At 36.6% G+C, this 19,123-nt stretch carries 21 protein-coding genes; 6 read left to right on the top strand and 15 right to left on the bottom strand.

The features are described from left to right. Positions 1–39: 39 nt before the first annotated feature. The 14 genes from VQL36_RS01485 to VQL36_RS01420 all read right to left on the bottom strand — a co-directional run bounded on the left by VQL36_RS01485 (position 40) and on the right by VQL36_RS01420 (position 12,421). Positions 40–324 carry a hypothetical protein gene (locus VQL36_RS01485; RefSeq protein ID WP_349247613.1) on the bottom strand — a complete coding sequence of 95 codons (285 nt, stop codon included), beginning with the start codon at positions 322–324 and terminating at the stop codon, positions 40–42. Positions 325–408: 84 nt separating this feature from the next. Further along, positions 409–2,088 carry a hypothetical protein gene (locus tag VQL36_RS01480; protein ID WP_349247612.1) on the bottom strand — a complete coding sequence of 560 codons (1,680 nt, stop codon included), beginning with the start codon at positions 2,086–2,088 and terminating at the stop codon, positions 409–411. Between the two features lie 15 nt (positions 2,089–2,103). Further along, on the bottom strand, positions 2,104–2,499 hold the full coding sequence (locus VQL36_RS01475; protein ID WP_349247611.1) for a DUF2577 domain-containing protein: 396 nt from the start codon (positions 2,497–2,499) through the stop codon (positions 2,104–2,106). A gap of 57 nt (positions 2,500–2,556) precedes the next feature. Continuing rightward, on the bottom strand, positions 2,557–3,126 hold the full coding sequence (locus VQL36_RS01470) for a YmfQ family protein (RefSeq protein ID WP_349247610.1): 570 nt from the start codon (positions 3,124–3,126) through the stop codon (positions 2,557–2,559). Further along, complete coding sequence (locus VQL36_RS01465; RefSeq protein ID WP_349247609.1) at positions 3,116–4,198, bottom strand: baseplate J/gp47 family protein; 1,083 nt, start codon at positions 4,196–4,198, stop codon at positions 3,116–3,118. The genes VQL36_RS01470 and VQL36_RS01465 overlap by 11 nt, the downstream gene beginning before the upstream one ends. Beyond that, positions 4,198–4,611, bottom strand: a complete 414-nt coding sequence (locus VQL36_RS01460) for a DUF2634 domain-containing protein (RefSeq protein WP_349247608.1) — start codon at positions 4,609–4,611, stop codon at positions 4,198–4,200. The genes VQL36_RS01465 and VQL36_RS01460 overlap by 1 nt, the downstream gene beginning before the upstream one ends. Positions 4,612–4,639: 28 nt before the next feature. Beyond that, positions 4,640–5,599 carry a hypothetical protein gene (locus VQL36_RS01455; protein ID WP_349247607.1) on the bottom strand — a complete coding sequence of 320 codons (960 nt, stop codon included), beginning with the start codon at positions 5,597–5,599 and terminating at the stop codon, positions 4,640–4,642. After that, complete coding sequence (locus VQL36_RS01450) at positions 5,596–6,243, bottom strand: LysM peptidoglycan-binding domain-containing protein (protein WP_349247606.1); 648 nt, start codon at positions 6,241–6,243, stop codon at positions 5,596–5,598. Before VQL36_RS01450 ends, VQL36_RS01455 begins: the two co-directional genes overlap by 4 nt. A gap of 12 nt (positions 6,244–6,255) precedes the next feature. Beyond that, entirely contained in the window at positions 6,256–8,352 is a 2,097-nt protein-coding gene (locus VQL36_RS01445) for a hypothetical protein (RefSeq protein WP_349247605.1), read from the bottom strand. A gap of 186 nt (positions 8,353–8,538) precedes the next feature. Further along, complete coding sequence (locus VQL36_RS01440) at positions 8,539–8,937, bottom strand: phage tail assembly chaperone (RefSeq protein WP_349247604.1); 399 nt, start codon at positions 8,935–8,937, stop codon at positions 8,539–8,541. A gap of 74 nt (positions 8,938–9,011) precedes the next feature. After that, positions 9,012–9,449 (bottom strand): phage tail tube protein, encoded by a 438-nt coding sequence (locus VQL36_RS01435; RefSeq protein WP_349247603.1) that lies wholly within the window; start codon positions 9,447–9,449, stop codon positions 9,012–9,014. A gap of 32 nt (positions 9,450–9,481) precedes the next feature. Then, positions 9,482–10,510 carry a phage tail sheath subtilisin-like domain-containing protein gene (locus VQL36_RS01430; RefSeq protein WP_349247602.1) on the bottom strand — a complete coding sequence of 343 codons (1,029 nt, stop codon included), beginning with the start codon at positions 10,508–10,510 and terminating at the stop codon, positions 9,482–9,484. A gap of 1 nt (position 10,511) precedes the next feature. After that, the gene (locus VQL36_RS01425; protein ID WP_349247601.1) at positions 10,512–10,979 is read right to left on the bottom strand and encodes a hypothetical protein; all 468 of its coding nucleotides are present in this window, start codon (positions 10,977–10,979) and stop codon (positions 10,512–10,514) included. Between the two features lie 383 nt (positions 10,980–11,362). Next, positions 11,363–12,421 (bottom strand): endonuclease/exonuclease/phosphatase family protein, encoded by a 1,059-nt coding sequence (locus VQL36_RS01420; RefSeq protein WP_349247600.1) that lies wholly within the window; start codon positions 12,419–12,421, stop codon positions 11,363–11,365. Between the two features lie 169 nt (positions 12,422–12,590). On the opposite strand from VQL36_RS01420, the gene VQL36_RS21090 reads away from it, so the two are divergent. After that, positions 12,591–12,674, top strand: coding sequence for a putative holin-like toxin (locus VQL36_RS21090; RefSeq protein WP_413789549.1), 84 nt, complete (start codon positions 12,591–12,593; stop codon positions 12,672–12,674). Between the two features lie 191 nt (positions 12,675–12,865). Here the strand turns inward: VQL36_RS21090 and VQL36_RS01415 are convergent, their stop codons facing one another. Continuing rightward, positions 12,866–13,546, bottom strand: coding sequence for a uracil-DNA glycosylase (locus VQL36_RS01415; RefSeq protein ID WP_349247599.1), 681 nt, complete (start codon positions 13,544–13,546; stop codon positions 12,866–12,868). A 179-nt stretch (positions 13,547–13,725) separates the two neighbouring features. Between VQL36_RS01415 and VQL36_RS01410 the strand changes: the two genes are divergently transcribed. From VQL36_RS01410 to VQL36_RS01390, 5 genes are all read left to right on the top strand, one after another. Beyond that, a complete protein-coding gene (locus VQL36_RS01410) occupies positions 13,726–14,976 on the top strand; it encodes an MFS transporter (protein WP_349247598.1) in 1,251 nt (416 codons plus the stop codon). Positions 14,977–15,062: 86 nt separating this feature from the next. After that, on the top strand, positions 15,063–15,842 hold the full coding sequence (locus VQL36_RS01405) for an arylamine N-acetyltransferase family protein (RefSeq protein ID WP_349247597.1): 780 nt from the start codon (positions 15,063–15,065) through the stop codon (positions 15,840–15,842). An 84-nt stretch (positions 15,843–15,926) separates the two neighbouring features. Next, a complete protein-coding gene (locus VQL36_RS01400; protein WP_349247596.1) occupies positions 15,927–17,228 on the top strand; it encodes a phytoene desaturase family protein in 1,302 nt (433 codons plus the stop codon). Positions 17,229–17,298: 70 nt separating this feature from the next. After that, positions 17,299–18,165 (top strand): RNA polymerase sigma-70 factor, encoded by an 867-nt coding sequence (locus VQL36_RS01395; protein ID WP_349247595.1) that lies wholly within the window; start codon positions 17,299–17,301, stop codon positions 18,163–18,165. Between the two features lie 133 nt (positions 18,166–18,298). Then, positions 18,299–19,075, top strand: a complete 777-nt coding sequence (locus tag VQL36_RS01390) for an SDR family oxidoreductase (RefSeq protein WP_349247594.1) — start codon at positions 18,299–18,301, stop codon at positions 19,073–19,075. The last annotated feature ends 48 nt before the right edge of the window (positions 19,076–19,123 follow it).

Genomic DNA, 19,123 nt, shown 5'->3' with positions numbered 1-19,123 from the left:
ATAATTGTAAGGTATGTTGTTGTATTGTTGTATTTCCGTCTATTTTTTTGAAAAAAAAGAAAACCTTCGCTTTGTTTCATTGAGGTTTTCACCATTTTGTTCATATTCATAAAACAACGATTTGTCATTTGGATTATAGTATAATAATGCTTTTGATCCTTGGGCTAGAAGTATTTTGTCTTTTTCTGGAAGATTTTCTACTAAAACACCTTGAGAAATTTCATTATCGCTAAGACCCTCTTTTTCATCAAAGGGCATGTAGTGAATCAGTGAGACTCTAACTTTCTTTTCTTCAATTTTTTCGCCTAATTTAATAAAAATCATGATTGCATCCTCCTTTATATAAACACGTAATACATCTCATCCTTATTTACAGGTTATCTATTGAAACCATATACTAACTGTATACTATTCAATGGCCGTCCAAGAAAATTGAACGGGCATATTTAGAAATGCAGGTTCACCCGCTCCCTCATGTGCAAAGTAAAAACCATTAGATGTAGGATAAAAAGAGGTTATATTCAATGTAGTGAATATAGGTGTTATTTCTCCATTCCCAAGCCTTATTTCTCTTACATACAATCCCTGTGAGAGCACAAATTGCTCGCTGGAAATATAAACAGCATCTCCTCCATCTACTCTTTTTTCTAATGAACCACCTATGCTAATTGAATAACCAACAATTTTCAGAATAGTAGGAGTAAATGGTAGATTTGATACCGATACATTATCCGTTGTGGAATAACCAATATTTAAGTTCACTGTGCCTGAAGCCCATTGTTTTCTATTAGAAGTTCCTGTAACTTTGCTGCCATTGACGTATGCAGTTTTTCCACTCACGATATCACTTGCTAAAGCCGTAGCATCACTAGAAAATGATCCAGAAACACCAAAAATATTTTTACCTGCTCTAATATTAGCTGAGGTGAGATCAGCATCCCCTACCACATATCCCGAGCCACTATGGTATCCTGATGAAATGCTTTGATTCGACCTACTTGGAGTTACCACCAAATTCCCTCGATTGGGCATGGTTCCTGTTATCTTAGATCCATTCACATATGCTGTTTTCCCAGTTAATATATTAGATGTTGCCGCTGTAGCATCCCCTGTATCTACTACATCCGAAGCTCCACTTACTCCAAAGATGTTAACCCCTTTTTTGATATTCCCACTTTTTAGATCAGCATCCCCTGCTACGTATCCTGACCCACTATGATATCCTTCTGGAATGGTTTGATTGGATGTACTTGGTGTATAAGTCATCGCTCCTCGAGTAGGCATCCTTCCAGTAATTTTAGAACCATTGACATAAGCAGTTGTACCAAGCAGGAGATTGTCATTTACTGCTGTGGCATCTCCTGTATCCACTACATCCGAAGCTCCATTCACTCCAAAGATGCTAACCCCTTTTTTGATATTCCCACTTTTCAAGTCTGCGTCTCCTACTACTTGTCCTGATCCACTATGATATCCTTCTGGAATGGTTTGATTGGATGTACTTGGTGTATAAGTCATCACTCCTCGATTGGGCATGGTCCCTGTTCTTTTTACCCCACCTTGATAAAACGTTGCTCCTGTAAGTACATTTCCCACTGAAGCTGTAGCGTCATCTGATATATTGCGTATGGCTGCTGCCAATTGTGCAAAGGTATAATGTCCAATTGCACTTTGTCCCATGTCAGTAATAGCGGCAGCTAGCGTGGTTTTTCCATCACTGACAGATTGAAAAAGCTCTGAGAGGGCTCCTTCCACATTTTCAGATGAAAAATCCCCATCCTCATCTTTAATGCTAATATTTTCTGCAGTTAGTTGAATAGAAGATACTTTCTGATCTGTATAGGACTTGGCATTTGCTTCAGCTAAATCTGCTTTCTCTTGTGCACCTGAGGGTGTTTCTTTAGCATCCCAAGCACTGCGTTCATTCGCTGTAATGTGCTGTGTCGTATTTATTACATGGGAATCTAGCTCGTCTTTTTTGGCTGCATTCTCGTCAATAATATCCCAATTCTCGTTAAAAGATTCACGAGAGACGTTTTCATTCCCCAACGGTTTATTGATGCCTAGGTTTGGTGTTATGTCTGGCATACTCAACTTCCTCCTTTATACAGCTGCTTTATCCAGCACAATGTATTTTTGATTATTACTAATCGAGGCAACAATGACTCGATCTCCAACTTCAAGTGGTGATTCAATCGTGACCTCCACAGATTCACCAGTTACTTTTGCGTCTAATGCTAATTGAGTGAAAGTAGTCTCACATGGTCCATGTGGACTTGTACTTACAATATCGTGACTAGTTACCTTTGTATCTAATGTCATGTCTTGACTTTGTATGCGTAATGTTCTCTTGTGTTCAAGCAAAGGTTCAGCTACAACTAAGTCTTCTTCTTCAAGAATAATTTTCATATTATCTACCTGCAGTTTTAAAGGATTGATAGATTTAATCGTAGCTAGTTCAATATCAATCTCTTTATTAAATCCAAATATTCTGAACATTTGGATGAGTTGACTATAGGCACTTCCTTCTAACCGTTCGATGTGAATCTGCCTCCTCTATTCTCTATAAGTTTCAAACTGATCCCATGTTACATTTTTGCTATCTAATTCATTCCAAGTTAACACGTATGAGTCTAGGTCGTCCCAAGTCATATAGGTAAAGACATAATTAATACCAAGGTGAGCAGGTATGATCTCTGCTAATGCCTGTTGAATATCTCCCAAATTTGTTGGTATACCTAATTCTCCAATAAATGTGATGACAATTCTATAATCTTGTGGTATTTCTTCTACTGCTACTTCTCCATGCCCGTATGATTCTGCTACTTCTTTTATCAATCCCACAGTAACGGTTCCGATTCCACGTAGTTTAGATTTGACGACGGATCTGCGCTCTTCGAATGATTTAGACTGGTCGGTTGCTAATCCACATATACGCTCCCAATGATCTAATCCCCATGTTGCTGTCTCAATAAAGAATTGTTGAAGAACTTCATTAATTTCTTTATTTAATCCCTCTATTTCTTCAGCTTCAAGTAAAATCACATTTGTCCCGATCACAGACTCTTGATAGTATTTGGGTAAATAATCTAACATCTGCTGCTTTATCTCTCTATCAACCTCCACTGATCGTCACCTCACCTAAAACAGCCACTTCCCCATCCTCAATAGGCACATGGACATTGGACGTACCTCCATTAATAGTTAGTCCAACGTAATCTAAGACTCCGTCGATATCTAATATGGTACTAGCTATTTGTGAGTATCTAACATAAGAATCACGATACGCTAAACTAGCAAGGTACTCTCTTACATATACTCTAATTTGCTCCGAAACTTGATCCAGATCATACCCTTGATCTAATACAATAGAAGCATCAATTGCAATAGTAACTTCAGGTGCTCCAACAATAGTAACTTCTGCCCCTACTGGGCGTACCGATTCAATGTACTGCCTCACTTTAGTAATAATGCTTTCGTCCGGAGCTGTTTTTTCTGTTGAGAGAAGAATCACTTTTACTGTTCCATTGCCATTCCAAACTGGAATAACGACTGCATCTGAGATCCCTGATATTTCTTTAGCCCACTCTAAATAATGATTGGCATTCCCGCTTGTTGAGGGATTTTGAACACGCTCTAAATAACGGTTCAATAAATCTGAATCCGTTTCTTCATCTACCCCATTTTCAAATGATTCAGAGTTTGCAACCTCAACAACTCCACTCAACTCTCCATAAACAAGGCTAATTTCCCCGACATCAACATTTGCCAATGTACCACCCTCTTCAGCTTTAACAGCAATATCAACAGATGAATTCTCCTGACCAATGACTCCTTCTTCAATTGTCACGAAATAGATAGGATCACTATCAACAGTCACCGCCGTTGAAATACGGACACCTTCTGGAATCGTAATTTCATTGTCACTTGTAAAGGTAACCCTGCCAGATGCATGTAATTCAGATCGCCTCTCTACTCCCATCTCTCTACAACGCATGTCCAAATATTCGCCATAAGTAGTATCAGCAAAGCCGTGTTTTAAAGCCAATTCTAGTTGAATATAGGATTGAGCAAGTTCAATAGCAGCTGGTGAGAGTAGATCATAGGTGATAGAACCTTCACGTTGATCAATGGTTGCGGGTGATTTACTAAGCATGCGTTCCAAAATTACTTCTTTAGTTTCTGTTTCATACGCCACTATACTTTCACCTCCTGTTCTATTGTTCCATCCACCGTTTCCACTTCAAAAGTGGCATAAAGTGCATCTCCTTTTCGAGAAATGCTAAAATTACGTACGGCTCGAATGCGATCGTCATAAGAAATGGCTTCTTCTATCAAACGAGGGACTTCAGCATCCACCAACTCATGAGGAACATTTTGACCGATTAAATCCTCTAATTCACTCCCGTATTGATCAGTGTATATTAGGTATCGAAATCGAGGTGTTGAGAGTGCCTTGCGTACATATTGCTTAACCGCTTCAATTCCATCAATATACCCCTTTATTTCCCCTGTATCAAAATCAAGCTTATATGTCTTTGAAGATTCAGTTTTTTTTAAAGTGGTACTCGTTTCTGTCTTTATTAATTCAGTAATAGGACTTAAAGCCATTTGTATTCACCACCTTTTATATATTTGGTTAACTCAAATTTTCCACCTTTAGTCTCATACGGTGTACTTTGTCTTGAAATGTATGAGTATCGGTAGATATATGATAATTGCCTGTTAAATTCGTCATGGTTTCAGAGACGTGAATCACTGACCCAGCTATCACTTCTTCATTTCCCAAGGCTTCTATCTCTGCTTCCTCATTCACTTTGCTCAAGTCTTTTAACAATTGATTCGCCAACTGTTGGACTTGTGAGGAGTTTTGATCTACATCGCTCTCCTCGATATGCTGCATTAAACCATAATTATTAATTAAAGTTTGATTTTCAACGACTGTTGAGATAGGTTGATCTTCATGATCTCCACTAATCACTTTGACTTGATTTCGTACATCTTCAATAGACTCGGAAGAGGATGCGTTTAAAATATTAAATCCATTTTGTAAAGACCATTCGACGACATTCCTCTTTCGTTCGATGAGTTGTAACTTCCCCTCTTTGGAGAATAAAATAAAACGCCTCCCGATTTGTTTATTTGTCTCGGTTAAGGTGGTATTCATCATGTCCCAAAGGGTTTTATTTCTCATGATTAATTTAGGAAAGACATATCCTGTATCTTCAATAGATCCAAAGGAAATACCGAAGTCGTTACATAACTGTTTGATGATTGAAGAGGCTGTCATATTGGTAAACTTCTTCGTATCTACATTCTTTGTTAAATAAATATTCTCATCATAGGCTGTAACACTCATATTCCCATCTGCTTGAATAGAATGCGAGAAGATCACTCCTCTAAATAATTCCTCGCTATCTTTTGAAAATTTCAAAAGTTTACCTTTCTCTATACTAACGGTTGGTTCTTTCCCATTTGTTGTATTTGATAACTGAAGCTCTAATTTGCGAAATGCCTGTTTACTATCTCCGGACCATGTAATGGAAGTAACTATCGGATCTAGGTATATATCATTGTTATACTGAATTTCTACATTCATGATGGTATCACCAACTTTTGCCCTGGTATAATCTGATTAGGATTAGGTCCTATGACATCAATGTTGGCATTATGAATGTTTGTCCACAAGCTCCCATTACCGAGTGTGGATTGAGCGATCTTCCACAATGTATCGCCGCTCTTCACGATGTAGTTACTTACCGAATTTTTCGAACCTGGACGTGCTTCTTGCAGTGTAGGTTCATCTTCTACTTTTTTAAAATTCAAAAATCGATACTCTTTTAGGGCCATATTATAATAGACGTCACCTGGGCTCCCTGCTTTTTCCTCATATTGAAAGGATCGTATCGTGACCAGCACATTGATTTTATCAGTTTCACCTAACCCTTCAGTGACAATGAAACGCACTGGTTCTCCCGATTGTTGCCATGAGCGAATTCTTTTTACAGTTAACCAAGGATCAGGCAACGTCTCATATTCACAATAAACCGAGTGGTAATCCCTCGGAAAAAAGGATGAAATTTGAAATTCCCTAAGCTGCTTATCACCTATGACAGTGTACTCTCCAAATTGAGAGACTTGAACATCGGAATATTGATGGCCACTTGTTGCCTCGATTCGGTCTGGATTTACTGGTAATTGTAATTTTTCAGCTCCGTTATTAAATGTTAGCCAAAATTGCACAGTAATCACCTCCTACACGAATGACATACCTGCTATTCGAAGTTTACGAACCATTGTATCCACTATTTTGTCTACATCATGCTCCATTTCATCATTATTTCCTGTGTAATTTACTGTTACGTGAAATGTGTTGTTGCCCGTCTGTTTCCCAAGATCGTTACTTTCAACGGAATCATTTGAGTACATATTGGTAACATTGGAATGGTATGGAGTATGTGATTGTGGAACACTACCATTCTTATTTATATCACTACTGAAATCAAAGAAATCTAGTATAGAACCCATCTCTTTTGCCTCATTTAAGATCGATGTACCAAATACTTTGGTCTTATCCAAAATTGAGGAACCGAATTCTTGCACTTTTTCCATAGTAGACCGCCCTAAGTCTGTCATCTTAACTAGTTGGTTTATTGCAGTATCTTTTATTGAAGTAAACCTTTCTTTCACCTTGTCCATATCCATAGATGCTAGTTTCCCGCCAGCCCAGGAGCCAAGCGCACCTCCGATAGTTGCACCTATTGCAGTACCAATAACAGGGATGACTGAACCAATGGTGCCTCCTAGGGTAGCTCCAATCACACCACCTGCTGTTTCTCCAATGGCTTGCTTTTTATCTTTTGCGGTAACAATGTCTGCAGCACTTAGTAATGTGCCAATTATCGGTATACGTTTTGTCGCTCCCTTAGCAACGGACTTACCGTTTTTCACCAAATTTAAAGTATTGTTTGAAGTCACCTTGGCAAGCTGTTTATTGGATTTGGATAGTTGATTCGATGTCACTGATTTAGAGGCTCCTATTGCATGAATTGCAGAGGGTACCCCATCACAGCAACATTTACCTTCACCACTTCCTCCACCTACTAATAAATCTCCTGCTATACCTCCTACCAAACCAGCAACACCTCTTCTTTTTCTTCTCTTTTTCCGGTTGGTTTTTTTAATTGGGCGATCTTTCGCTTTCTCAACAGATGGATTCTTGGTTCTTTTATTTAAAGGCTCTTTCGCCTGTTTCTTGGTCTTCTTGTTGTTTTTGGCAGTCTCGGAATTGTTTGCTGACTCAACAGGGTTCTTCCATATTTTTTTCAATTGCCCAGGAATTTTTTTTGCTTGATCCCACGTTCCTTTCGCAGTCTTTGCAAATTTTTGGACACTATCAAATGTCGTTTTTAACGTTTGAGCAAAGGATGATACTTGATTCCAAGCCTCCTTTACAGTGGAGCCAAATGCAGAAGCCTCTTGCCAAGTTGCCATAATCTTATCTCCTACACTAGCTGAACTAGACCAAATGCTTTTTACTCGATTTCCAAATTTTCCGGTCTCATTCCACGTTGCCTTCATCGTCTTGCCTACATTTTTCGCCTCTTGAAATGTCCCTTGAAGTACTTTACTTACTTCTAAGCCCTCTTTCCATGTGTTTTGTGCCGTTTTTCCAAATTGACCAACCTTGGATAGAATTGACTTGGTTTTTTGTACGGTTTGAAGTGAATTGTTAACAAAGGTAAGAGTCTTTTGAAATACTGGTGTCAATTTCTCTTCTATTTTGTCAAGTACAACAACTTTGTTAGAAGATTCATCTTCAGGATTGTTCCAAACCCCTTTTATAGAACCTGAAATCTCCTTAAATTGACCCCATGCCCCTTTTGCTTTATCTGCATATGTTTCTACGTTTTTCAAAGAACCTTCTAATGTATCTACAAGACTTGTTGTTTGATTCCATGTTGATTTGATGCCTGTTTCAGACCAAATGCCTTTCACTTGTTGACCAAAGTTCTCTGCTTCTTGCCATGACTTTATCATAGTGCTTCCAAAACCTTGCGCTTCTTTAAAAGTATTTTTCAATGTACTTCCTAAATTTACTGTATCTTGCCAAGTATTTTGTGCTACATCACCAACATTTTGTACTTCAGATATAGTAGATTTTACTTTCTCTACATTAGTATTCAATGCTTTTGATTGGACTTTTAAACGATCTACTACTCCAGTAGATTTATTGATCCATTGATTTGTTTGTGCAAACATGTTTGTTACTTTCTTATACACTTGATCTACTGGATTAATTAGTTTCTCATAGTGATTCATTGTCACGTTTAATTCTGCTGCTCTTGCCATATCATACCCCTCCTTTCCTTAAACGCTGCAAACGTTTCTGTTCTTTCTCTTCTTCCTCTAACTGCAAAAGCATTGAAGCAAAGATAAATCGTTGTGCTCCGATCGGTTTGTCATAAAGTTCATCAGGAGGCAGTCCATGACGCTGAAAAATGATGTGAAATAAAGAGGGCGTGCCACCTGATTTAATTAGTTTTTTATTTCTTCTAAACTCTCATCCTCATCAGCAAATCCTGACAGTGATAGTATTTCATTTGATAATTTAGCAATTTCTCCCGCTAACAAACGTTTCTGAATCACATCTATCGGTGTTGGACCAAAAGCTTCTAATAACTGTCCATCTGTCCAATTTGGGATGAGACATGCTTTTTCAATTACTAATGCACCAAACTTTTCATCATCAATTTGCTTTTCTCCATCTTTAACTGGAAAACTAGCCTGCTCACGAATTTTATTAATCGTTTTCCCATCTAGTGCTTGAATATGAAAATCAATCTTAAAGCGTTTCATAAATACTTGTTTCTCAGGTCTTAAATCTGCATCCAATAGAGTACGTAATACTGCTTCTGCATTCTTTTTACTCTTCATCAAGGTCCATCCTCTCGTTTATAAATGTGAAAAAGACGAGTCTAGGGAAAACTCGCCTTTCATTTTGATCAAATTTATGCTTCACTAATCGTATCTAATAATTCATATCCAGTGAATGTGAATGGAAGTTCTTCTTCCACAATTGCACCCACTTCATAGTTAATCAGTGGAATGTTGTCAAACTGTACACCCTTAAGACGTACACGATACGCACCAAATGACTCTGGGTCTTTTAACGCTAGAATAAGTTCGGTCACAAATACTCCACTACGGTCATCTGCAATTTTACCAATGTTTTCAATAAATTCTGTAGTTACTTTATATCCAGTCATGGTACCACTTCCACTAAGTCCTGTTACTTTATGAGCGACCCAGCGTGTACCTGCACGTTGAATTTCTTCCTTATTCAATTCTACTGTTGCTTCAGCACTTTTTATGTTTGTTAACCATTCACCATCATGCCACACTTCACCAAAAGTACCGTTAATCGTACGAGTTGCATCTAAAGCCATCTATAATCACCTTCACTTTCTTCTTATTCATTTTAAATGTTGATATTCAGGAAAATACGTTCCATAGAATCCAGCTCTCTATAACTAATACGTAAGAAAACCGAATCTCCTGCAGAAACTCGATCAGGATCAAGCTCTACTAGAATATCCGTTAAAACATTTGAATTTTCTAATGTTTCAAGGTACGCCTTAATCGCCGACATAAGTGCTTTCTGACCATCTTCATTATTATCTAATTTACCTATATAAGAATCAGCTGCTGTTTTTGCAACATCTGTTGCCACTGCTTGTCTTGCACCAATGGCTCTGATTTTACTTCCTGATGAAGTAATACCCTGTTCAATTTTCACTTTGTCTCCATCGTGGACAAGAACGAGTGCACCGTTTTCTAAAGCTGTTTTTACATCTGAATTTTTGTAACGAACATTCACATCATCTACAAAAACTTGAGCATAAGTAATAGATTTATTAATGGCTGTTCCTGCAATAAAACCAGCAATATAAGGGGCAAATTGAGCAGATGTATATTCGTTATCTCCTTTTTTCACTCCGTTAATAAGATGAACAATGTAGTCATCTCCATACTGTCTGGTTACTGGAACTGTAGCATCATCATTACGTCCTAATACTGCCAAGAAATGTTTTCCTTCATCTCGATTGTCCTCCACCCACGTTTGTGTATTTGATTGCTGTGTTGCATCTGCTTCACCATCGAATACAAACACATTAAATGGATAGGTATCCAGAACATCACGCATCGCAGCGTAATCTGCTTCTTGTGGCGAATCAGGCATCGTGTAAACGAGCACCTCTTTTGCTCCACCTTGTAAAGCTAACTGAATGGATTGCACTCCTTCAGTATCAAATAATTGGTATGCTTCACTTTCTTTTTCTATAGAATAGACTTTCCCAGCTTCTGCTGCATCACCATAACTTAATAGTGGGATCGCTACGGTTCCACGACTTCCCCCTTGAATTTGTGCTACTGCTGATTCTACAAAATTTAAATATAATCCTGGTTGATTTGGTAAAGAAATTGGACTCCAAGTTCCTCCTGACATCTTACATTCCTCCTTCATTTAATTGTCTATACGTATTGTGGATGTTTCTCATCTTCTCAAAGGTTTCCTGTGGTAAAGAAATTGTCTCTGTTACAGTTAATACTCCAGTGCATGATACATTCTCTCCTACATGAACAGGAGTGGTAAAAGTAAATGATTCCACATGTATAGACTTCCGCTCTTCCAATCCCTCTGCATTTGAAAGAGATCTTTCTTCATATAATGAATTACTTAATCGATCTACTTGTTCTAGGGTTTTCACTGCTGTAACATCAACATACTCTAGTTCAAATTGGCATTGCTTTACATACTGATAAGGTGTTTGAAACCTTCGAGAATCCATTATGTGACGAATAATCATAGTCTCTGGATCTACTTCCTCAGCAAGTTTATGCTTCTCCACCTTGTTAGTAGGGGAGATAGTAAGCATAAAACGCTCAATAATTTCAAAATATTCAGTTATTAACACATTCTCATCCCCTATGGGCAACTTCCTTACCCAAACTCTTCATTCTTACCTTTTCAATTTAAAATGTTGTTCCTATTCCTATTCATTTGTACTGCTCATTCCCAATATAATAAAACGGCTACTTCATTCTCCTATACTCACCTCCATCAACACAAAGCCAATAAAAAAAAGACCCCCTACACTTGGCATTCATCATTTCGTGAAGCATTATTACTTAAAATATTTATAAGTAATATGCTAATCATGAATTCTTTAAAGCCGAGCAGTGGAATCTTTTCTTTTTGCAATCAAGTTTCTAAGATGTAATTACTTTGGCATAAAGAGAGAGTTTGAAACAAGGAAAAATATACCCCCTCTTATTTTACTTTTTATATCTGAGTTAATTATTTTAACTTTAATATTGTAGTAACGGGATTATGGTCACTATTTTCAAATCCTAAATCATGTCCCTTTACATCTACAATTTCAATATTCGGTGACACTAAAAATCCATCAATGATTGTTACAAAACTTTCTCCCTCCACAAATGGTATTGCGTTATCACGAACGGTCCAAACAGTAGGATCAACCACCCATTGAAATTCTCCCTCGGTAAAATCTTCTGGCAATTGCACGAGCCATTCAGGCCATTCCTCCATAAATTTCGGGTCATTTAACTGAGCATCATACAGCAGATGATTCCAATCACCACCTAAAACAACATAATCACCTTTTTTGTAGAGTTCATTCATATATTCTTTTAAGAAAGTGACTTGTTGAGCTCTTATTTTCCCACCTTTATCGTACGCCGATAAATGAACGTTTATCATCCATAAATATTTCCCGTTATCAACTGGTATTTTGGTTTCGATAATGGCTCGATCTAATTCAAATAATTGAACAGGCCACTTTTCTCTTCCTGGAAGCTGGTATCTTGTAGACTCATCTATCTTATACTTAGAAAAAGAAAGCAGCCCACTATTGACATATCCCATTGGATTTAAAATCGGAACGGGTACCCATGGAGTATTATAGTTATAAGCAAAGGTTGAACCGTAACCTTTTAAACGCTCTTTAAACATAGCTACTTGGTTCGTATTATAGGATCTACTAGCTTTAACATCTATTTCTTGTAAAAGAATAAAATCAGAATCTGCATCTTGTAAAAAACTTTGAGTATTTGCAAGATTGTTCAACGTTTGCTTTTCACTACTTGAACGTGAGCCTTTTCCCCCATCCATAAAAAAGTCTTGCTCCTTATCCAATCCTCCATATCCAATATTGAAAATAGTCGTACTAAATGGCTCTCCCTGCTTCAATACCATTTGGTTGTTATTTTCAACTTCCAACTTAATAACATCTTCAGGAATTTCCTCCGTAATGGTCATATACGCTAGAAATAATGCAAGAGAAAGACCTACAATTAATAATAAAATTACAAACAATTTAAATGCTTTTTTCAAATGAATGCCACCCCCTTATTAATTATACTAGAACATTGTGACTTCCGCCCATATAATAAGAGTTTGAAAACATTGGAAAATATAGTATGGGAAATTATGTTATAATTTAGTTCGTACAGTAGTTGGCTAAGGGCGGTGGGCTTATCCCTCAATAAAGGGGGTGAGGCCAATGACAGTGTATCAAGCGATATCATTGATGTTAACGTTTGGATTGCTTATTGTTGCAATGCTGTCGTTTCAAAATAGGAAATAGACCGCCTTCTATTTGCCATTAGGTTGCGGTCTATCTCAAAATTGACTTTATGCCTACCGCATTAACTGCGGCTATTGTATGAGACCGTCGGGTGTTTGCAGCATCTGACGGTTTCTTTTATCAGTATTCCACTTCATCACTTAATATTATACTATTTTTACCATGTTTATGGCAACTACAATGGATATTTTCTAAATCTCACCCCAGTTTATTTCCTCTGTTCCCTTCTTCCTCAAAAATGCATTCACTTTTGAAAATGGTGTACTGCCAAAAAAACCTCGATGTGCAGACAATGGACTAGGATGAGGAGCTTCAATAATATAATGTTGTGGTGCAGTAATTAACTTCCTTTTTAATTGAGCCGGTCTACCCCATAGTATAAACACAACTGGTTCAGGACGATCATTTAATGAAAGCATCACTTGATCCGTAAACGTCTCCCACCCTTTCCCTTTATGCGAATGAGCTTGTCCCTCTCGGACCGTTAATACCGTATTTAATAATAAAACACCTTGTTCAGCCCATTTTTCCAAACAACCATGTTTAGGTATTGGAATACTTAGATCATTACTTAACTCTTTAAATATGTTTTTTAAAGATGGGGGGATCTGTATTCCATGTTGTACTGAAAAACTTAAACCATGTGCTTGTTTCGCTCCATGATATGGATCTTGTCCAAGGATAACTGCCTTTGTATTCTCATATGAAGTATGGTGTAGAGCATTAAAAATATGTTCTTTATTGGGATAGATATCCCGAGTTTCATACTCTTCTTGTAAAAACTTCATCAATTGTTGAAAGTACTCTTTTTCTACTTCTTCTTTTAAAACCATCGCCCAGTCGTTTGTAAAACAGGGAATATTTATATTCATATAAAATAGCCACTTTCTTTATTAAATTACATAACTATTAAGATCACTTTTTCTTTTTTGTCATTATATCATACGAAAGTTGTAGTTCATTTTAAAGCTTAGTGATGAGGTGTTTACATCCGATGAAGCTTATAATTTACATATAAAGACATTAAAAATAAGGAGAGGTGCCATCCATCATGACTTCCATATTTCAAGATCATCGTTTTATCAAAATTTTAACCGCTAATGTTTTTTCTTCCATAGGTTCAGGAATTACGATGTTTGCTATACCATGGGTATTTGTCTCTAAGGAAGGAGGAGCAGATGCTTTTGGGTATGTTTCATTGATTACAACCATCGTTTTATTTTTTGCAGCACCCCTAATTGGTAATCTGATAGATTACCAATCCAGAAAGAAATTATTACTATGGAGTCAGATGATTGGTTTTACAATGGTTGGACTATTTTCACTGTTCGGATTTTTCGGCGTTGAATATCAGACTTGGCACTTGGTCATTTTGTTTCTCACAGGATCATTTTATTTTTCATTATTTTATCCAACGATGTTTGCAATGAATCAAGAAATCTTTGACCGCAGTTTATACAAAACTTTAAATGGAATGATGGAAATTCAAGGGCAACTATCTACTTTCATCGTTGCTGGAGGGATTGCGAGTATCTTACTTGGTAGACTAGACTTACATTGGATCTTATTCATAGATGCCATTACCTATACGATTGCGTTTGTGATTTTATCCACCATCCCATACATCCAATCCAATCGAACCCATACTGAAAGAAAATCATTTTGGAGAAAAATGCGTGAAGGATATGATTACCTAAAAGATCAGCCGCTGCTGTTTTTCTTCTTATTATCTGCTCTCATCCCATTTATTACAGTCATGATTACAAATTATCTCTTTCCCATTTATATTGAATCAACACTGAAAGCAAGTGGAAGTATTTATGGATTACAAGGAATGTTATTTGGGATCGGCTCTCTTCTGGCAGGAATCCTAATCCCTTTGTTCATCAAACGATTTGGCAATGTACAGATTATCCTCATAGGCATCGTTACCTTTACGATTTCTATGATTCTTGTCTCCATCTTCCCATTTACCTTGCTATTTCTAATTCTCTCAATATTTCGAGGTTTTGGTAATGCAAGTACTAGAGTAGCACGAAATACACTAATGATGGAAACGATCCCTAATGAAAAAATAGGAAGAGTGAACAGCTTATTTGAAACGATAGGACTTATGCTTCGCATCACATTGATCGGAAGCTTTACAGTGATGATTCCCAAAACCGGAACGATACCAGCCGTATCAATATTAAGTTTCATACTACTTTTAGCTGTTTTTATGGCTATGATAAGCAAACGATACTTTCATAAAACCTCTAACCCAAGTGTTAAAGCTGGAATGATAGATGTCCCATCAAAATAAAATGATAGTGGTAAATATTCTTATCATGTCACAAAACGCTAAATCCACTCGTCGTGTATGTATTCAAAAAAGGAGAGTGAAATTAAATGACTATAAATAAAGAAATGAACGTAAATGAATATTTAAAAAGAATCAAAGTTCAATCTTTAACCGGGGAAGCGATTGAAGATTTAAAATTATTACAAATACAAAATCTATATCATGTCCCCTTTGAAAATTTGGATGTAATCAATAAAGCACCTGTACAACTAGATTTATCTCAGATTTATCAGAAAATCGTACGAAATTATAGAGGTGGTTTCTGTTATGAAGTGAATGGATTGTTCCATTGGCTGTTAAAGCAACTTGGTTATGAAGTCACAATGATTTCATCTACGGTTGCTAAAGAAAAAGATCAGTGGTACAGAAATCATACTCATTTAACCAATATAGTTACTTTAAAAGGGGTGGATTACTTGACAGAGGTTGCAGCTGGGGATACAGTTCGTAGTCCAGTGCCTCTTACTGGTGAGATCGTTGAAGATATCAGTGGAAAATATAGAGTTTATCCTGTAGGGGAATTTTTACACTTACAAAAATACTTAAACGAGGAATGGACACCTGTCTATCGTTTCACTACTTCACCTAGAATATTTTCATTTTTTGAAGAGGTTTGCAAATGGAATCAAACCAGTCCAGAATCTCCCTTTACTCAAAAAAAGATTGTAACACGAGCAACAGAGACAGGAAGAATTACTTTAACCAATCATGAGATCATCACAACGAGAAATGGTGAAAAAACAAAAAAGGAATATCAACAAAATGAACTTCCTACTTTACTAAACAACTTATTTGATATAAATATGTATCAAAAACAATCCAAATAATAATATGTGAACCTTTCATATCAATGTCACAAAACATTCTCACTCCTCGTTATGTAAGTAAAACAAAGAGGAGAGTGAATATAAATGAATGAAAATCAACATAAATGGGATGTCATCATTATAGGTGGAGGGATGGCAGGGCTTACTGCTTCCGTTATTTTAGCCAAAGCACATAAAAAGGTACTTCTTCTTGAAAAATCAAAACAAGTCGGGGGTCGTGCTACTACAATAGAAAAAGCAGGTGGCTTATTAAATCTAGGACCACATGCCATATATCCTAATGGACCCGGTGTAAAAATTCTTGAAGAATTAAATATCAAATTAAATGGTGGTTCTCCATTGTCAAAAGGGACATTATTGTATGAAAATAAAACCTATCCATTAACACTAAGTCCAGTTGCTTTATTAACATCCAAACTACTAAAATGGAAAGAAAAAAGAGAATTCATTAAATTAGTAAGTGGGTTAAACAAAATAAATGCTCAATTCATAAAAAATATCAGTTTATATGAATGGGTTGAAGCTCATTTAAGGGAAGAGAAGGTAAAAAAATTATTTTACATGTTATGTAGACTTTCCTCTTATTGCAATGATCCAAAACGATCAAGTGCTGGTATAATTATTGAACAAGTAAAGTTAGGTTTAACTGGAGTGCGATATTTAGATGGCGGATGGCAAACAATTGTTGACCAACTTAAACAACAGGCTTTATCACATGGAGTAACCATTAAAGAAAATCATCATATCATTGAACTACAAGGAACAAATCCCAATATCACAGTAATCGATAATTTAGATGAGACATTTACTTCAGAACATGTCATTTCTACATCCACACCAGCAAATACATTATCCATGGTTAAATCTAAACAGTTGTCATCTACTTTAAAACAACATCGTGACCTTTGCCTACCAGTAAAAGGCGCTTTCTGGGATATCGTATTGAAAAAAACAACCAACCTTAATGTTAAATTTGCATTAGGTCTCGATGAACCACTCTATTATTCCAATCAATCAGCAGTAGCTAATTTAGTAACAGAGAAAAATCTCCATGTCATTCATCTTGGTAGGTACTTATCTGTAGATGAGGAACTAGATTCTAAGAAAATCCACAATCAACTAAAGAAATTTTTAGGTGTCCTTGAACCAGACTGGGAAAAAGAAGTCGTTTTCCAACGTTTCTTACCTTCCATAACGGTTTGTAATGCAATGCCATTAACAAATATGCCTACAATAAATTCAGAAATTCCTGAAATTCCAGGATTATATATAGCAGGAGATTGGGTGACTACAGGCGGACTGTTAGCAGATGCCTCGATCACCAGCGCCAAGTCTGCAGCAGATGCCATTTTGGAAGAAGCAAGAGACTTAACTTATACAGGATGAACTGAGGAACAGTCCTTTATTAAACTTTGTTTAAACGAGTTCACTTGCTGTCATGAAAGGAGGAGCTCACATGAATGAGCAATTTGATTCCTATCGACCATTATTATTTTCCATAGCCTATCGTATGTTAGGAACGATTGTAGATGCTGAGGATATCGTTCAAGATACGTTTGTAACAGCAAGTACAAGAAATCTTGAACACATCGAAAATACAAAAGCGTATTTCTGTAAAATTACTACCAATCGTTGCCTAGACGTTTTAAAATCAGCGCGAAAAAAAAGAGAAGTATATGTGGGACCTTGGTTGCCTGAGCCGTTAGTTATAGATCATACTCATCAAGACCCTTCTAGAGAAATCATAGGAAAAGAATACCTCTCTACTGCCTATTTATATATGATGGAAAAGCTCACACCTATCGAAAGAACAGTATTCATTTTACGAGAGGTATTAAACTTAGATTATAAAGAAGTCGCAGAGATCACAGAAAAAACAGAATCCAACTGCCGCAAAATTTTTAGCCGAACAAAGCAAAAAATTAATCTTAATCAAAGAGAAACCAGCTTCACCTATGAGGAAAATGAAAATATCGTCACAAGATTTTTAAATGCATTATCTACTGAAAACACACAACAGCTAACTCAATTATTGTCAGAAGATGTAGTCCTATATACCGATGGTGGAGGAAAAGTGATAGCAGCAATAAATCCAATCAAATCTCGCTCTAGAGTTTTATCTTTCCTATTAGGTATCTCAAGAAAAGCAACTCAAAAAGCCGAAAATAAATTAACCAACATTAATGGGCAACCTGGATTTATAGCTTATGAAAACAAAATACCAGTAAATGTTATAACTTATCGATTTGAAAATAATAAAGTAAAAGAAATATATATCGTAAGAAATCCAGATAAGTTAATAAATGTGGTTTATGGAATGTGATAGAAAGTATACGTTAACTGGGCTTCCTTTTTATTTCAATACTGACTGATTTTCGCTCTCAAAATTTGGAAAACTGTTATTTGAAAATAAAGCGTGTAAATGGTTTAATTGAAAGAAAAAGGGAGAATACATAATGGAGTATAAAAATCAAACAGCACTCATTACAGGTGCCTCTTCTGGCATTGGAGAAGTATTTGCTAATAAGCTGGCTGAACAAGGAATGAATCTAATTTTAGTCGCTCGTACACAACAGAAGTTAGAAGAATTAGCTAAGCAATACAATGAAAAATATGGCGTACAAACTTATGTCGTTGTTTCAGATCTAAGTAAAGAAAACGCTGCAAAAGAAGTCAAAAAAGCGGTGGACGATCTTAATCTTCATGTAGATATGCTTATTAATAACGCGGGGTTTGGACAAGTTGGCAGTTTTATACATAATGATCCTGACCAAGCGCATGGACAGATCATGGTAAATGTCAGTGCTCTCGTAGATATGACATACCTCTTTGCAACAGACATGGAAAAAAAGAGAGAAGGAGCTATCATTAACATCGCTTCCACAGCAGCATTTCAACCACTCCCAAAAATGGCTGTATACGGAGCAACAAAAGCTTTTGTTCTATCCTTCTCAGAAGCCTTGTGGAGTGAATTAAAACCAAAGGGTGTAAAAGTCCTAGCCATCTGTCCAGGACCAACTGCTACGAATTTTTTTGAAGTTTCTGGAGAATTTGGTGCCAAAAACATAAGAACATCAGAGCAAGTTGTAGATACTGCAATGAAAGCTTTAAAAAAAGGGAAAAGTTATGCCATTGATGGGTTAGGAAACTACATCACTGCCAACTTGCCTAGATTCTTCCCTCGACAACTGATTACTAAAGTAGCTGCAAAGGTCATAAAAACTAGTAAGTAATGCATAAAACTCTTCTTATTTGGAGTGGATTGTACTCCTTTACTCCAA

Source organism: Chengkuizengella sp. SCS-71B, from assembly GCF_040100845.1.
GTDB lineage: Bacteria > Bacillota > Bacilli > Paenibacillales > KCTC-33759 > Chengkuizengella.
The sequence above is the reverse complement of the archived record's forward strand: the minus strand, read 5'-3'. Positions and strand labels throughout refer to the sequence as shown.

Coding starts and splice junctions, on each gene's coding strand:
- VQL36_RS01485 (WP_349247613.1), bottom strand. CDS start 324: ATGATTTTTATTAAATTAGGCGAAAAAATTGAAGAAAAGAAAGTTAGA.
- VQL36_RS01480 (WP_349247612.1), bottom strand. CDS start 2,088: ATGCCAGACATAACACCAAACCTAGGCATCAATAAACCGTTGGGGAAT.
- VQL36_RS01475 (WP_349247611.1), bottom strand. CDS start 2,499: ATGTTCAGAATATTTGGATTTAATAAAGAGATTGATATTGAACTAGCT.
- VQL36_RS01460 (WP_349247608.1), bottom strand. CDS start 4,611: ATGGCTTTAAGTCCTATTACTGAATTAATAAAGACAGAAACGAGTACC.
- VQL36_RS01455 (WP_349247607.1), bottom strand. CDS start 5,599: ATGAATGTAGAAATTCAGTATAACAATGATATATACCTAGATCCGATA.
- VQL36_RS01445 (WP_349247605.1), bottom strand. CDS start 8,352: ATGGCAAGAGCAGCAGAATTAAACGTGACAATGAATCACTATGAGAAA.
- VQL36_RS01440 (WP_349247604.1), bottom strand. CDS start 8,937: ATGAAGAGTAAAAAGAATGCAGAAGCAGTATTACGTACTCTATTGGAT.
- VQL36_RS01435 (WP_349247603.1), bottom strand. CDS start 9,449: ATGGCTTTAGATGCAACTCGTACGATTAACGGTACTTTTGGTGAAGTG.
- VQL36_RS01430 (WP_349247602.1), bottom strand. CDS start 10,510: ATGTCAGGAGGAACTTGGAGTCCAATTTCTTTACCAAATCAACCAGGA.
- VQL36_RS21090 (WP_413789549.1), top strand. CDS start 12,591: ATGACAGTGTATCAAGCGATATCATTGATGTTAACGTTTGGATTGCTT.
- VQL36_RS01415 (WP_349247599.1), bottom strand. CDS start 13,546: ATGAATATAAATATTCCCTGTTTTACAAACGACTGGGCGATGGTTTTA.
- VQL36_RS01410 (WP_349247598.1), top strand. CDS start 13,726: ATGACTTCCATATTTCAAGATCATCGTTTTATCAAAATTTTAACCGCT.
- VQL36_RS01405 (WP_349247597.1), top strand. CDS start 15,063: ATGACTATAAATAAAGAAATGAACGTAAATGAATATTTAAAAAGAATC.
- VQL36_RS01400 (WP_349247596.1), top strand. CDS start 15,927: ATGAATGAAAATCAACATAAATGGGATGTCATCATTATAGGTGGAGGG.
- VQL36_RS01395 (WP_349247595.1), top strand. CDS start 17,299: ATGAATGAGCAATTTGATTCCTATCGACCATTATTATTTTCCATAGCC.
- VQL36_RS01390 (WP_349247594.1), top strand. CDS start 18,299: ATGGAGTATAAAAATCAAACAGCACTCATTACAGGTGCCTCTTCTGGC.